We start from the raw sequence: 14,119 nt of genomic DNA, 5'->3' as shown, positions 1-14,119 counted from the left end.
GGCGTTATCCGCGCCGGCCGGTAAAGCGCGGCCTCAACGGAATGTACCGGAGCAGTGCGATCACTGTAGGGCCGGCAGGGAACAAAAAAATCTTTCGCCTTTTTGTTCTGATATGAAACACAGGTTAAATTTTTACGTTCCATATTGGAACAAAAAGCCCTGTTCTCCGTCAGGATTGCGATCCCGATCCGCTCCTCTGCCGCATAATTCCCCTACCATCCCCCTTTAGCGGCAGGCTTTTCCCGCGCAGCTGCGTGAAAATCAGCGAAAAATTTTTTCCGCCTACTGTGCCGGCTGCGATGACCGGGGCTTAAAGCAGGTGAAAAAAAGCGCGCTAGCTCGCATTTTCACCGTTTTCTCAGCAAAAACGTTCCATAAAGAAACAAAATAAGCAGGCGATGTTTCGTAATGAAACCCGATCGCCGGGGCATTCTTTTTTTCGTCCGCTCAGCCAGAATCATCATATCGCCAGGCACGCTGCACCGTCAGACGATACCCCTACGCGATGACCGCCTCCGCCAGCAGAGAGGCCGCATCGAACCTTCTCCAACGGAGCACTGAATAATGAAAAAGCTGATTAACCGTGTTGAAGATGTACTGAATGAACAATTACAGGGGCTGGCTAAAGCCCACCCGCAGCTTACCCTGCATCAGGACCCGCTGTACGTCACCCGCGCCGATGCGCCGGTGGCCGGCAAGGTCGCTCTCCTCTCCGGCGGCGGCAGCGGCCATGAGCCAATGCACTGCGGCTATATCGGCCAGGGGATGCTTTCTGGCGCCTGCCCGGGGGAAATCTTCACCTCGCCGACGCCAGATAAAATGTTCGAATGCGCGATGCAGATTGACGGCGGCGAAGGCGTCCTGCTGATTATCAAAAACTACACCGGCGACATCCTGAACTTCGAAACCGCCACCGAGCTGCTGCATGAGAGCGGCATTAAAGTCACCACCGTGGTGGTCGACGACGACGTGGCGGTGAAGGACAGTCTCTATACCGCAGGCCGCCGCGGCGTCGCCAATACCGTACTGATCGAAAAACTGGTCGGCGCCGCCGCCGAGCGCGGCGATTCGCTGGAGGCCTGCGCTGAACTGGGGCGCCGCCTGAATAATCTCGGCCACTCCATTGGCATCGCCCTCGGCGCCTGCACCGTACCGGCCGCCGGACAACCTTCCTTTACCCTGCAGGACGATGAAATGGAGTTCGGCGTCGGCATTCACGGCGAGCCGGGCATCGACCGCCGTCGCTTCAGCTCGCTGGACCAAACCGTCGATGAGATGTTCGATACCCTGCTGGAGAATGGCGCCTATAGCCGCACGCTGCGCCAGTGGGATACCGTCAAGGGCGCGTGGCAGGAAGTGAAGCAGAGCAAAACCGCGCTGCAAAACGGCGACCGGGTCATCGCGCTGGTCAATAACCTCGGCGCCACCCCGCTGTCCGAACTGTACGGCGTGTATCACCGTCTCGCCCAGCGCTGCGAAGCGTCCGGCATCATCATCGAACGCAACCTCGTCGGTAGCTACTGCACCTCGCTGGATATGGCGGGCTTCTCCATCACTCTGCTGAAAGTGGATGATGAGACGCTGGCGCTATGGGACGCCCCGGTTCATACCCCGGCGCTGAACTGGGGAAACTAAGGAGCACGACATGTCACTGAACAGAACGCAAATCGTCGACTGGCTGTACCGCTGCGGCGATATCTTCACCAAAGAGAGCGATTTTCTCACCGGCCTCGATAAAGAGATCGGCGATGCCGATCACGGCCTGAACATGCACCGCGGCTTCAGCAAGGTGGTGGAAAAGCTGCCGTCGATTGCCGATAAAGATATTGGCTTTATCCTCAAAAACACCGGCATGACGCTGCTCTCCAACGTCGGCGGCGCCAGCGGCCCGCTGTTCGGCACCTTCTTCATTCGCGCCGCGCAGGTCACTCAGGCTCACCAGAGCCTGACGCTCGACGAACTGTACCTGATGATCCGCGAAGGCGCGGACGGCGTCGTCAACCGCGGCAAAGCGGAGCCGGGGGATAAAACCATGTGCGACGTCTGGCTGCCGGTGGTGGACTCCCTGCGCCAGTCCAGCGAGCAGCACCTGTCGATCGCCGCCGCGCTGGATGCCGCCTGCAAAGCAGCGGAAGCCGGCGCCCACAGCACCATCACCATGCAGGCGCGCAAAGGCCGCGCCAGCTACCTTGGCGAACGCAGCATCGGCCATCAGGATCCGGGCGCCACGTCAGTGATGTTTATGATGCAGATGTTGGCCGCCGCGGCCAAAGAGTAAGGAAATCGCGATGGTAAACCTGGTTATTGTTTCTCATAGCGCCCGGCTGGGCGAAGGTGTCGGAGAACTGGCCCGGCAGATGTTAATCAACGACGGCTGCAAGCTGGCGATCGCCGCCGGGATCGACGACCCCGACAGCCCGATCGGCACCGACCCGATCAAGGTCATGGAAGCGATCGAATCCGTCGCCGACACCGACCATGTGCTGGTGATGATGGATATCGGCAGCGCGTTGCTCAGCGCCGAGACCGCTCTCGATCTGCTCGATCCGGCGATTGCCGCGAAGGTGCGGCTGTGCGCCGCGCCGCTGGTGGAGGGGACGCTGGCGGCCACCGTCAGCGCCGCTTCCGGCGCCGGGATCGACAAAGTGATCGCCGACGCCATGAACGCCCTGGAGGCCAAACGGATCCAGCTGGGTTTACCTTCGCCAACCCCTGACGCCGCCCCGACGCCGACGCTTGCCGACGATGGCGACAGCAAATCGCTTGCGGTGGTCATACAGAACCACAACGGCCTGCACGTGCGTCCGGCGTCGAAGCTGGTCGCCGCGCTGGCAGGCTTTAACGCCGATCTGCTGCTGGAGAAAAACGGGAAGTGCGTCAAACCGGACAGCCTCAACCAAATCGCCCTGTTGCAGGTGCGACGCAACGACAAGCTGCGCCTGCTGGCCCGTGGGCCAGAGGCCGATGCGGCGCTGGCGGCGTTTCAGGCGCTGGCCGCCGATAACTTCGGCGAATCGCCTGCGGCGCAACCGGCAGCAGCCCCGGCCGCCTCCGGGCGCGTCGAAGGCATCGCGCTGCGCTATCCGCTGGCCCTGATCCAACCGGTGCGTCCGGCCGCCGCCGATGTCGCCCGCGAGCAGCAGCGACTGCGCCGGGCCATCGACCAGACGCTGGCGGAGCTCACCGCCCTGACCGAGCTGGCGGAGAATAAATTTAACGCCGACATCGCGGCGATTTTCGCCGGGCACCACACCCTGCTCGACGATGAGGATCTGTTTGATGCCGCCAACGATCGTCTGCTCACCGAGCCGTGCTCGGCGGAATGGGCGTGGCATCAGGTGCTGATGGAGCTCAGCCAGCAGTATCGCCAGCTGGATGATCCCTATCTGCAGGCGCGCTATATCGATATCGAAGATATTCTGCAGCGCACCCTGCGCCATCTGCAGGACGTTCAGGAGACGCTGCCGACGCCCGGCGAGCCGACCATTATTATCGCCGACAACATGTTCCCGTCGACCGTCCTGCAACTGGATGCCAGTCGAGTCAAAGGCCTGTGCCTGCGCGACGGCAGCGAACAGGCCCACGGCGCGATTATCGCCCGCGCGGCGGGGATCGCCTGGCTGTGCCAGCAGGGCGAGGCGCTGAACAGCGTGCAGCCCGGCGAGCCCATCGCGCTCGATATGCGCCACCAGCGCCTTATCCGCCACTAAATCCACTTTGACCGTTACCGCTCCGGAGGTCTGCCTCCGGAGGGTGAGTTTTCGCTTACTCTTCAGGAACCACTATGTCTCAATTCTTTTTTAACCAGCGCGCCAGCCTCGTCAACGATGTGATTGAGGGAACCATCATCGCCAGTCCGTGGAATAACCTCGCCCGGCTGGAGAGCGACCCGGCGATCCGGGTGGTGGTCCGTCGCGACCTGAATAAAAACAACGTGGCGGTGATCTCCGGCGGCGGCGCCGGCCACGAACCGGCGCACGTCGGCTTTATTGGTAAAGGCATGCTGACCGCCGCAGTCTGTGGCGATCTGTTCGCCTCGCCGAGCGTCGACGCGGTGCTTACCGCCATTCAGGCGGTGACCGGCGAGGCGGGCTGCCTGCTGATCGTAAAAAACTATACCGGCGACCGACTGAACTTCGGCCTGGCGGCGGAGAAAGCGCGCCGTCTTGGCTACAACGTGGAAATGCTGATCGTTGGCGACGACATTTCGCTGCCGGATAACAAACAGCCGCGGGGCATCGCCGGTACGCTGTTCGTCCATAAGGTGGCGGGCTATTTTGCCGAACGCGGCTACAACCTCGCCACCGTTCTGCGCGAAGCGCGGTACGCCGCCAACCACACCGCCAGCATCGGGGTGGCGCTGGCCAGCTGCCATCTGCCACAGGAGGCCGACAGCGCGCCGCGCCATCAGGCCGGTCACGCCGAGCTGGGAATGGGCATCCACGGCGAGCCTGGCGCCTCCACCATCGCCACGCAAAACAGTGCGGACATCATCAACCTGATGGTGGAAAAACTGACCGCCGCCCTGCCGGAAACCGGCCGTCTGGCGGTGATGCTCAATAACCTCGGCGGCGTGTCGGTGGCCGAAATGGCGATCCTGACCCGCGAACTGGCTAACACGCCGCTACAGGCGCGCGTTGACTGGCTGATTGGCCCGGCCTCGCTGGTGACGGCCCTGGATATGAAGGGTTTCTCGCTGAGCGCCATCGTGCTGGAAGAGAGTATTGAGAAAGCGCTGCTGGCGGATGTGGAAACCGCCGGCTGGCCACGGCCGGTGCAGCCGCGGACAGTTAACATCATGCCCTCCACTCTCGCCAGCGCACGCGTCGACTTTACGCCCTCTGCCAACCCGCAGGTGGGCGATTACGTCGCGCAGGTGACCAGCACCCTCGTCGGGCTTGAAGATCATCTCAACGCGCTGGATGCCAAAGTGGGCGATGGCGATACCGGCTCCACCTTCGCCGCCGGGGCGCGTGAGATTGCCGACCTGCTGCAGCGCCAGCAGCTGCCGCTCAACGATCTACCCACGCTGTTCGCGCTCACGGGCGAACGCCTGACGGTGGTGATGGGCGGCTCTAGCGGGGTATTGATGTCGATCTTCTTCACCGCTGCCGGGCAGAAACTGGAGCAAGGCGCCAGCGTGGCCGAGGCGCTGAACGCCGGTCTGGAGCAGATGAAATTTTACGGCGGCGCCGATGAAGGCGACCGGACAATGATCGATGCTCTGCAGCCGGCGCTGACGGCGCTGCTGGCCGAACCGGAGAACCTGCAGGCCGCTTTTGCCGCGGCGCAGGCCGGCGCGGATCGCACCTGCCAGTCGAGCAAAGCCGGCGCCGGACGAGCGTCCTATCTCAACAGCGACAGCCTGCTCGGCAACATGGACCCAGGCGCCCACGCGGTGGCGATGGTGTTTAAGGCGCTGGCGGAACGATAAGCCTCCCCGGTGGCGCTGCGCTTACCGGGGCAACGTCACAGCGCCGAAGGGTAGGTCGGGTAAGGCGTTAGCCGACACCCGACAAAAAACGGCATCGCGGTTAGCCCGGATAAGGCACTACGCGCCGCTATCCGGGTTTTACCACGATGGCTTTTTACTTGCTGTGCCAGTACGCCTGCGAACGCACCAGCTGCTGATCGATGCTCTCATCTTCAAAGCGCGCCAGCAGCGATTTCACCACCGCGCCTTCACCGGTCAGCCAGATGAAATAATCCTCCGCCGGCACCTTCACCTGGGCCAGACGCTCGGCGACGAACGCCGGATTGTGGCCCACCACCCACTCGATGTTAAAGCCGTCGAGATCCGCCAAATAATCTTTATATGACGCATCAGCGATAGTGACGATGGCCGTCACCTGCGGCGTCACCGCCAGCTGACGCAATCCCAGCAGGCGACGACGCAGCGCCGGCATACCGGACTCATCGCAGACATATAACTGCCAGGCGTAATCCTCCGGCACCACCAGCGAGCCGCGCGGACCGCCGATCACCAGCTTATCGCCCACTTTTGCCTCCAGCGCCCAGCGGCTGGCAATTCCGCCATCGTGGATAAAGAAGTCATACGCCAGCTCATGGTGTTCGGCATCGTACAGCGGCGTATAGTCGCGGGTAGCAGGCCGCACGCCCTCACCCCAGTCGATCCCCTCCTCGGTCACCTGCGGCGGCGCAAACGCCGCGCCCGGCTCCGGGAAGAAAAGCTTGGTGTGGTCGTCAAAGCCGCGGGAAACGAAACCTTCCAGCGCCTCGCCTCCCAGCACGATGCGCTGGAAGGCCGCGCCTGCGCGCTCCACGCGCAGCACCGTCAGCTCACGGAAACGCAGCTCATTGCGGACACGCTGCGGGTACTTGTCTGCTTTGGTTTTTGTCATCATCGATCGCCTTCGTGAACAGTAAATAGATATATCTAAACTCGATGCAAATGATAATGATTGCCAACTAAAAAGAATGCAAGTCTTTTTTTGATATAGTCAAAACAAACCGCATTAAAATACGTATATCAAAAATAAATATATAAATATCAAAGCATTAAAAAATAAATCGTAAGTTGCATTGCGAATATTCACTTTTTAGATATAAATTAGATATATCAAAAAACAACGAGAGGTAACCATGCGACATCATCATGAAGAGGGGCGTGGGCCACGCGGGCGCCACAGCGATCCCAGCGAACACGGCGAACATGGCCGCCGCGGCGGCGGACGTCGCCAGCGTTTCTTTGGCCACGGCGAACTGCGGCTGATTATTCTGGACATCCTCAGTCGCAGCGCCAGCCACGGCTATGAGCTGATCAAAGAGATCGAAACCCTCACCCAGGGGAACTACAGCCCCAGCCCGGGGGTGATCTACCCGACGCTGGATCTGCTCCAGGACCAGGGCCTTATCAGCGTGGAAGACGACAACGGACGCAAAAAAATCGTCATCAGCGAAGAGGGGAAACAGCTGCACGCGGAGAACCAGGAGCACCTGGCCCATATCCAGGAGCGTTTGCAGGCGCGGATGGTCGGCTGCGAGCTGCGCAGAGATCCGCAGATGAAGCGCGCGCTGGAGAATTTCAAAGCGGTCCTCGACCTGAAAGTGAACCAGCAGGCCAGCAGCGCCGCCCAGCTCAAGCAGATCATTGGCATTATCGACCGAGCGGCGATGGAAATATCCCAGCTAGACTAAGCCTCTTTTCTCACCATCGGCTGCCCCGCGCTGGGGCAGCCCGCACCACGACGGATCGTCCCGCTAAAGGCCGCAAGGCAGAAAATCTCGCCAGCTCAGGAATAAAACGTGCCAATAATGGCGCCATGAGATTAAATTTTACACATTTCGTCTTTTACTTTGCATTTATCCCGATTTTCACCGCTTCTGCCGAACTGGCGTAATCCCTGCAATACTTAATCCAGTATCGTGTGATACGTCCGCCCCAGGAGCACATTTTGAACAGGTTACCTTCCAGCGCATCGGCTCTGGCCTGCAGCGCACACGCACTGAATCTCATTGAAAAGCGCACGCTTGACCATGAGGAAATGAAAGCACTTAACCAGGAGGTTAGAGAATACTTTAAAGAGCATGTGAATCCGGGGTTTTTAGAGTATCGAAAATCGGTCACAGCCGGCGGGGATTACGGAGCCGTAGAGTGGCAAGCGGGAGGGTTAAATACGCTTGTCGACACCCAGGGACAGGAGTTTATCGACTGCCTTGGCGGGTTTGGCATCTTCAATGTAGGGCACCGTAATCCAGTTGTGGTATCCGCCGTCGAGAATCAACTCGCGAAACAACCGCTTCACAGTCAGGAACTGCTGGACCCGCTACGCGCGATGCTGGCGAAAACCCTGGCGGCCTTAACGCCCGGCAAACTGAAGTACAGCTTCTTCTGCAACAGCGGTACCGAATCGGTAGAGGCGGCCATCAAGCTGGCGAAAGCCTATCAGTCGCCGCGAGGTAAATTCACCTTCATCGCCACCAGCGGCGCCTTCCACGGCAAATCGCTGGGGGCGCTGTCGGCCACCGCCAAGTCGACTTTCCGCAAACCGTTTATGCCGCTGCTGCCGGGCTTCCGCCATGTGCCGTTCGGCGATATCAACGCCATGCGCACCATGCTGAGCGAGTGCAAGAAAACCGGCGACGACGTCGCGGCGGTGATCCTTGAGCCGATTCAGGGCGAAGGGGGGGTGATCCTGCCGCCGACGGGGTATTTGCCGGCGGTGCGCAAACTGTGCGACGAGTTTGGCGCCCTGCTGATCCTCGACGAAGTGCAGACCGGTATGGGCCGCACCGGCAAGATGTTCGCCTGCGAGCATGAGAACGTTCAGCCTGACATCCTGTGTCTGGCGAAAGCGCTCGGCGGCGGCGTGATGCCGATCGGCGCGACGGTGGCTACGGAGGAGGTCTTCTCGGTGCTGTTCGACAACCCGTTCCTGCACACCACCACCTTCGGCGGCAACCCGCTGGCCTGTGCGGCGGCGCTGGCGACCATCAACGTGCTGTTGACGCAAAACCTGCCGGCGCAGGCGGCGCAGAAAGGCGATATACTGCTGGACGGTTTCCGCCTGCTGGCGCAGGAGTATCCGGACCTGGTGAATGATGTGCGCGGGAAAGGCATGCTGATGGCCATCGAGTTTGTCGATAACGAGATTGGCTACGACTTTGCCAGCGAGATGTTCAGGCAGCGGGTGCTGGTCGCCGGGACGTTAAACAACGCCAAGACGATCCGCGTTGAACCGCCGCTGACGCTCACCCTTGAGCAGTGCGAGCAGGTGCTGAAGGCGGCGCGTAAGGCGCTGGCGGCTCTGCGCGTCTCGGTTGCAGAGGCGTAATTCACACACAACCCTCTCCCGGTCGGGAGAGGGTATTTTCGTTATACCACCCGCACGCCTGCCGGCATGACGCGCTCCGGCGTCAACAGCACGCTTTCGCTTTCGTCTTCGGTTTCTGCGCATAACAGCATGCACTCAGAAGTTTCACCACGCATTTTGGCTTTCGCCAGATTACACAGCACCACCACCGTTTTCCCCAGCAGCTCCTCTTCGCTGTAGTAGGGCACCAGGCTGGTGACCGTCTGCAGCGTGCGGCCGCCGACATCAATCCGCGCAATGTACAGTTTGTCAGCATTGTCATGGCGCTTCACCTCGACAATCTTGCCGACGCGCATCTCCAGTTTGGCAAAATCAGCGTAAGCTACGGTATCCATCTCTCACCTCTAGTAAATTTTTACTAAAAGATAGCAAATTTTTGCCGTTCGTCTGCATGATACTGAGAATAATGCTACTTCTGTCACGCTATCGCCGGGGAAAATAGCCCTCCCACGCAGGCGTTTTTTACTGAAATAAGGTGCAGGACGCGACGCTTGCTTTACAATGGATGAGCAAACATGGGCAACGTCCGATAAAGGAAAAAGATGGCAACGCTAAAAGACATTGCGACCGAAGCGGGTGTTTCGCTGGCGACGGTTTCCCGGGTGTTAAACGACGATCCCACCCTGAATGTAAAAGAAGAGACCAAGCATCGTATTCTGGAGATTGCGGAGAAGCTGGAGTATAAAAGCAGCAGCGCGCGTAAAACCCAGGTCCTACCCGTCGGCCATCATCATATCCTGGCGCTGTATAGCTACCAGCAAGAGCTGGAAATTAACGACCCTTACTATCTTGCCATTCGCCACGGTATTGAAACCCAATGCGAAAAGCTCGCCATCGAGCTCACCAACTGCTATCTCAATAACACCCTGCCCGAGCTGAAAAAGGTCACCGGCGTATTGATTATCGGCCAGCCGACGCGCGAGCTGCGCGAGACCGCCAGCGCGCTGACCGACAATATTTGCTTTATTGATTTCCACGAAGCCGGTAGCCCGTACGATGCGGTGGATATCGACCTGGTACGTATCGCTAAAGAGGTGGTCGACTTCTTTATCCAGCAAGGCGCGTCGCGTATTGGATTTATCGGCGGCCAGGACCAGCCCGGCAAGGCCGATATTCGTGAAGTGGCGTTTGTGGAGTACGGCCAGTTGAAGGGCGTGGTTTCAGCCGATGATATCTGGCGCGGCGGTTTTTCCAGCTCGTCCGGTTATGAGCTGGCGAAGCAGATGCTGGCGCAAGCGGAGTTTCCGCGGGCGCTGTTTGTCGCCTCGGACTCCATCGCCATCGGCGTGCTGCGCGCCATTCACGAACGCGGGCTGGCGATCCCGGAAGATATTTCGCTGATTAGCGTCAACGATATCCCCACCGCGCGCTTTACCTTCCCGCCGCTGTCGACGGTGCGGATCCACTCCGAAATGATGGGCAGCCAGGGGGTGAACCTGCTGATCGAGAAGGCCCGCGATGGCCGCGCCCTGCCGCTTAACGTTTTTGTTCCCAGCGTGTTGAAGCTGCGCGGAACCACCCGTTAATCCAACCACATCCCGGCGGCGCTACGCTTAGCCGGGCTACCGGTCCTGGCCGGAACGCCACTCTGTAGGCCGGGTAAGGCGAAGCCGCCACCCGGCACAAAAGCGGCTCATTTTGTGATCAAGTTAAAGTAAATCATCCCTGACGATTTTATTTAGTAAAAGTTTTACTAAAATGAGGTTTATCTTATTAAGCCGTTCAGGGAGGCGATATGAATCGCTGGGAAAACCTTCAACTCACTCATGAAAACAGGCTGCCGCCGCGGGCGTATTTCTTCTCTTACGACTCACTGGCCCAGGCGCGGACCTTCGCCCGCGAAACCAGCAGCCGCTTCCTGTCCCTCAGCGGGCAGTGGAACTTCCGCTTTTTCACCAACCCGCTGCTGGTACCGGAGAGCTTTACCTCGTGCTTTCAGAACGAGTGGGGGCCGATTACCGTACCGGGTATGTGGCAGATGGAAGGCCACGGTCAGCTGCAGTACACCGACGAAGGTTTCCCCTTCCCCATCGACGTGCCGTATGTTCCGACCGATAACCCGACCGGCGCCTACCAGCGCCTGTTCACCCTCGGCGACGGCTGGCAGGGCAAACAAACCATCATCAAATTCGATGGCGTCGAAACCTATTTCGAAGTCTACGTTAACGGCCAGTACATCGGCTTTAGCAAAGGCAGCCGCCTGACCGCCGAGTTCGATATCAGCGCGGCGGTGAAAACCGGCGACAACCTGCTGTGCGTGCGCGTGATGCAGTGGGCGGACTCCACCTATATTGAAGATCAGGACATGTGGTGGTCGGCGGGCATTTTCCGCGACGTCTATCTGGTGGGGAAAAATCCGCTGCACGTGCAGGATTTCACCGTGCGCACCGATTTTAACGATGACTACATCGACGCGACCCTCTCCTGCCAACTGACGCTGGAAAACCTGGCTCCGCAGACGGCGGCGGCGGCGCTGGAATATACCCTGTTCGACGGCGAAAAGGCGCTATATTCGGGCAACGTCGGTCAACTGCAGGTCAGTCAGCAGCTGAACACCGGCTTCACGATTGATGTGAGCGCGCCGCAGCAGTGGTCGGCGGAAAGCCCGTATCTCTATCATCTGGTGCTGACGTTAAAGAACGCCGCCGGCGAGGTGCTGGAAATCATCCCGCAGCGCGTCGGTTTCCGCGATATCAAAGTGCGTGACGGCCTGTTCTATATCAATAACCGCTACGTGATGCTGCACGGCGTAAACCGCCACGATAACGATCATCTGAAAGGCCGCGCGGTCGGCATGGATCGCGTGGAAAAAGATCTGCTGCTGATGAAACAGCACAACATCAACTCGGTTCGCACCGCCCACTACCCGAACGACCCGCGTTTCTATGAAATGTGCGATATCTACGGACTGTTCGTGATGGCGGAAACCGACGTGGAGTCCCACGGTTTCGCCAACGTCGGCAACCTCAGCGCCATCACTGACGACCCGGCCTGGGAACACATCTACGTTGAGCGCATCGTGCGCCACGTCCACGCGCAGAAAAACCATCCGTCGATCGTCATCTGGTCGCTGGGTAACGAATCCGGTTATGGCTGCAACATCCGCGCCATGTACCACGCCACTAAAGCGCTGGATGATACCCGGCTGGTGCACTACGAAGAGGATCGCGACGCCGAGGTGGTGGATATCATCTCCACCATGTACACCCGCGTGCCGCTGATGAACGAATTTGGCGAACATCCGCATGAAAAACCACGCATTATCTGTGAGTACGCCCATGCGATGGGCAACGGTCCCGGCGGATTAACCGAATACCAGAACGTCTTCTACCAGCACGACTGCATCCAGGGCCACTACGTGTGGGAATGGTGCGATCACGGTATTCAGGCCACCGACGAAAACGGCGCGGTGTGGTACAAATTCGGCGGCGATTATGGCGACTACCCGAACAACTACAACTTCTGCCTCGATGGTCTGATTTTCTCCGACCAGACGCCGGGGCCGGGCCTGCGCGAATACAAACAGGTCATCGCCCCAGTGAAAGTACAGGCGCGGGATATCTGCCGCGGCGAACTGCGAGTGGAAAACAAACTGTGGTTCTCCACTCTCGATGACTACACCCTGCGCGTTGAAGTGCGCGCCGAAGGCGAAACGCTCTCCAGTCAGCTGCTGAAAGTGAAAGACCTGGCGCCGAATAGCGGCCGCGACCTGCAAATCGCCCTGCCGCAGCTCGACGAGCGTGAAGCTTTCGTCAACATCATGGTGACCAAAGATTCGCGTACCCCGTATAGCGAAGCCAATCACGATATCGCCGTCTATCAGTTCCCGCTTAAAGCGCGAACCGCGGCGCGAACCCCGCTGTTAAACGCCAGCGCCACGCCGCTGCAGATTGTCGATGAACGCCTCAGCTACACCATCTGCGGCCATAACTTCCGCGTGGTGTTCAGTAAGGTCAGCGGCAAACTGAGCGAATGGCAGGTCAACGGCGTCGACCAGGTAACCCGCGAGCCGAAGATCAATTTCTTCAAGCCCATGATTGATAACCATAAACAGGAATACGAAGGACTGTGGCAGCCGGCCCACCTGCAGATAATGCAGGAACATCTGCGCGAATTCAGCGCCGAAATAGAGGGCGAAACGGTGGTGATCACCACCCGCAGCGTAATTGCGCCGCCGGTGTTCGACTTCGGTATGCGTTGTACCTATCGCTGGCAGATTACCCCACAGGGCCACATCAACGTTGAGCTGGCCGGCGAGCGCTACGGCGACTATCCGCACATCGTCCCGTGCATCGGCTTTATGCTGGGCATTAACGGTGAGTTCGACCAGGTGAACTACTATGGCCGCGGACCGGGCGAGAACTACGCCGACAGCCAGCAAAGCAACATCATTGATATCTGGCATACCACCGTCGACGATATGTTTGTCAATTATCCGTTCCCGCAGAACAACGGCAACCGTCAGCACGTGCGCTGGGCATCGTTCAGCGACCGCCACGGCAGCGGTCTGCTGGTCGTACCGCGCAATCCGCTCAATATCAGCGCCTGGCATTATACGGCGGAAAACCTGCACGCCGCCCAGCACTGCAACGAACTACAGCGCAGCGATGACATCACTCTGAATATCGATGCGCAACTGCTCGGCCTCGGCTCCAACTCCTGGGGCAGCGAAGTGCTGGATAGCTGGCGCGTCTGGCTCAACACCTTCAACTATGGCTTTACGCTGCTGCCGCTGGAGGGCGGATGCGGCACCTCGCAGGTACTGGCGAACCATAGCTTCGGCGCCGGTTTCTTTTCCCCCGTTGCACACAGCGAGGCTGAACAATGAGAATTCTCGATAATTTAGAACAGTTTCAGCAGGTTTATCATAGCGGCCGCAAATGGCAGCGCTGCGTGGAAGCCATCAATAACATCGACAACATCCGCCCGGGCGTGGCGCATTCCATTGGCGATTCGCTCTCCTATCGAGTGGAAACCGATAGTACGACCGACGCGCTCTTTGTCGGCAACCGCCGCTACTTTGAGGTGCACTATTACCTGCAGGGGCAGCAGAAAATCGAGTTTGCCGCCAAAGAAAATCTGCAAACTGTCGCCTGCTACCGCGACGAAACCGATCGCGAATACCTGAAAGGGATCGGTGAAACGGTGAAGGTTCACGAAGGGCAGATGGTGATTTGCGATATCGACGAAGCCTACCGCTTTATCTGCGATGCGCCGGTAAAAAAAGTGGTGCTGCGAGTCACGGTTGAAGACGGCTACTTCCTCAATAAGTAAACCCGCGTTAA

11 protein-coding genes and 1 pseudogene are annotated in these 14,119 nt (G+C 59.1%); 10 read left to right on the top strand and 2 right to left on the bottom strand.

All coding sequences use genetic code 11. The annotated features are described in order from the left end of the window. The first annotated feature begins 206 nt into the window (after positions 1 to 206). From ACLEXF_RS15415 to ACLEXF_RS15395, 5 genes and pseudogenes are all read left to right on the top strand, one after another. Positions 207 to 391: pseudogene (locus ACLEXF_RS15415) on the top strand (hypothetical protein). 173 nt (positions 392 to 564) lie between these two features. After that, a complete protein-coding gene (dhaK, locus tag ACLEXF_RS15410; RefSeq protein ID WP_004206091.1) occupies positions 565 to 1,635 on the top strand; it encodes a dihydroxyacetone kinase subunit DhaK in 1,071 nt (356 codons plus the stop codon). Positions 1,636 to 1,645: 10 nt separating this feature from the next. Continuing rightward, complete coding sequence (gene dhaL, locus ACLEXF_RS15405) at positions 1,646 to 2,278, top strand: dihydroxyacetone kinase subunit DhaL (RefSeq protein WP_017899726.1); 633 nt, start codon at positions 1,646 to 1,648, stop codon at positions 2,276 to 2,278. 10 nt (positions 2,279 to 2,288) lie between these two features. Next, complete coding sequence (gene dhaM, locus ACLEXF_RS15400; protein WP_060656495.1) at positions 2,289 to 3,710, top strand: dihydroxyacetone kinase phosphoryl donor subunit DhaM; 1,422 nt, start codon at positions 2,289 to 2,291, stop codon at positions 3,708 to 3,710. 74 nt (positions 3,711 to 3,784) lie between these two features. After that, a complete protein-coding gene (locus ACLEXF_RS15395; protein ID WP_043520960.1) occupies positions 3,785 to 5,434 on the top strand; it encodes a glycerone kinase in 1,650 nt (549 codons plus the stop codon). A 154-nt stretch (positions 5,435 to 5,588) separates the two neighbouring features. Here the strand turns inward: ACLEXF_RS15395 and ACLEXF_RS15390 are convergent, their stop codons facing one another. Next, positions 5,589 to 6,365: a siderophore-interacting protein gene (locus tag ACLEXF_RS15390; protein WP_072206923.1), complete on the bottom strand. Its 777-nt coding sequence runs from the start codon at positions 6,363 to 6,365 to the stop codon at positions 5,589 to 5,591. A 238-nt stretch (positions 6,366 to 6,603) separates the two neighbouring features. On the opposite strand from ACLEXF_RS15390, the gene ACLEXF_RS15385 reads away from it, so the two are divergent. Next, entirely contained in the window at positions 6,604 to 7,158 is a 555-nt protein-coding gene (locus tag ACLEXF_RS15385) for a PadR family transcriptional regulator (protein ID WP_043520961.1), read from the top strand. A 257-nt stretch (positions 7,159 to 7,415) separates the two neighbouring features. Then, a complete protein-coding gene (ygjG, locus tag ACLEXF_RS15380) occupies positions 7,416 to 8,795 on the top strand; it encodes a putrescine aminotransferase (RefSeq protein WP_032426172.1) in 1,380 nt (459 codons plus the stop codon). Between the two features lie 41 nt (positions 8,796 to 8,836). Here the strand turns inward: ygjG and ACLEXF_RS15375 are convergent, their stop codons facing one another. Next, a complete protein-coding gene (locus ACLEXF_RS15375; RefSeq protein WP_048295612.1) occupies positions 8,837 to 9,169 on the bottom strand; it encodes a tRNA-binding protein in 333 nt (110 codons plus the stop codon). 207 nt (positions 9,170 to 9,376) lie between these two features. Here ACLEXF_RS15375 and ebgR point away from each other — a divergent pair, with 207 nt between their 5' ends. The 3 genes from ebgR (at position 9,377) to ACLEXF_RS15360 (ending at position 14,108) form a co-directional block, all read left to right on the top strand. Beyond that, entirely contained in the window at positions 9,377 to 10,360 is a 984-nt protein-coding gene (gene ebgR / locus ACLEXF_RS15370) for a transcriptional regulator EbgR (RefSeq protein WP_009485173.1), read from the top strand. Between the two features lie 209 nt (positions 10,361 to 10,569). Next, a complete protein-coding gene (ebgA, locus tag ACLEXF_RS15365) occupies positions 10,570 to 13,662 on the top strand; it encodes a beta-galactosidase subunit alpha (RefSeq protein ID WP_423265789.1) in 3,093 nt (1,030 codons plus the stop codon). Then, positions 13,659 to 14,108: a beta-galactosidase subunit beta gene (locus ACLEXF_RS15360; RefSeq protein ID WP_339110466.1), complete on the top strand. Its 450-nt coding sequence runs from the start codon at positions 13,659 to 13,661 to the stop codon at positions 14,106 to 14,108. The genes ebgA and ACLEXF_RS15360 overlap by 4 nt, the downstream gene beginning before the upstream one ends. Positions 14,109 to 14,119 lie beyond the last annotated feature (11 nt).

Origin of the sequence: Klebsiella pneumoniae complex sp. WS1778 (genome assembly GCF_049472055.1) — a bacterium.
GTDB lineage: Bacteria > Pseudomonadota > Gammaproteobacteria > Enterobacterales > Enterobacteriaceae > Klebsiella > Klebsiella quasipneumoniae.
This window is presented reverse-complemented; position numbering and strand designations above follow the sequence as displayed.

What these genes read in the sequence shown, in the direction of transcription:
- dhaL (WP_017899726.1), top strand. Translation starts at nt 1,646, where the DNA reads ATGTCACTGAACAGAACGCAAATCGTCGACTGGCTGTACCGCTGCGGC.
- ACLEXF_RS15360 (WP_339110466.1), top strand. Translation starts at nt 13,659, where the DNA reads ATGAGAATTCTCGATAATTTAGAACAGTTTCAGCAGGTTTATCATAGC.
- ACLEXF_RS15390 (WP_072206923.1), bottom strand. Translation starts at nt 6,365, where the DNA reads ATGATGACAAAAACCAAAGCAGACAAGTACCCGCAGCGTGTCCGCAAT.
- ACLEXF_RS15385 (WP_043520961.1), top strand. Translation starts at nt 6,604, where the DNA reads ATGCGACATCATCATGAAGAGGGGCGTGGGCCACGCGGGCGCCACAGC.
- ACLEXF_RS15395 (WP_043520960.1), top strand. Translation starts at nt 3,785, where the DNA reads ATGTCTCAATTCTTTTTTAACCAGCGCGCCAGCCTCGTCAACGATGTG.
- ACLEXF_RS15375 (WP_048295612.1), bottom strand. Translation starts at nt 9,169, where the DNA reads ATGGATACCGTAGCTTACGCTGATTTTGCCAAACTGGAGATGCGCGTC.
- ebgA (WP_423265789.1), top strand. Translation starts at nt 10,570, where the DNA reads ATGAATCGCTGGGAAAACCTTCAACTCACTCATGAAAACAGGCTGCCG.
- ebgR (WP_009485173.1), top strand. Translation starts at nt 9,377, where the DNA reads ATGGCAACGCTAAAAGACATTGCGACCGAAGCGGGTGTTTCGCTGGCG.
- dhaM (WP_060656495.1), top strand. Translation starts at nt 2,289, where the DNA reads ATGGTAAACCTGGTTATTGTTTCTCATAGCGCCCGGCTGGGCGAAGGT.
- dhaK (WP_004206091.1), top strand. Translation starts at nt 565, where the DNA reads ATGAAAAAGCTGATTAACCGTGTTGAAGATGTACTGAATGAACAATTA.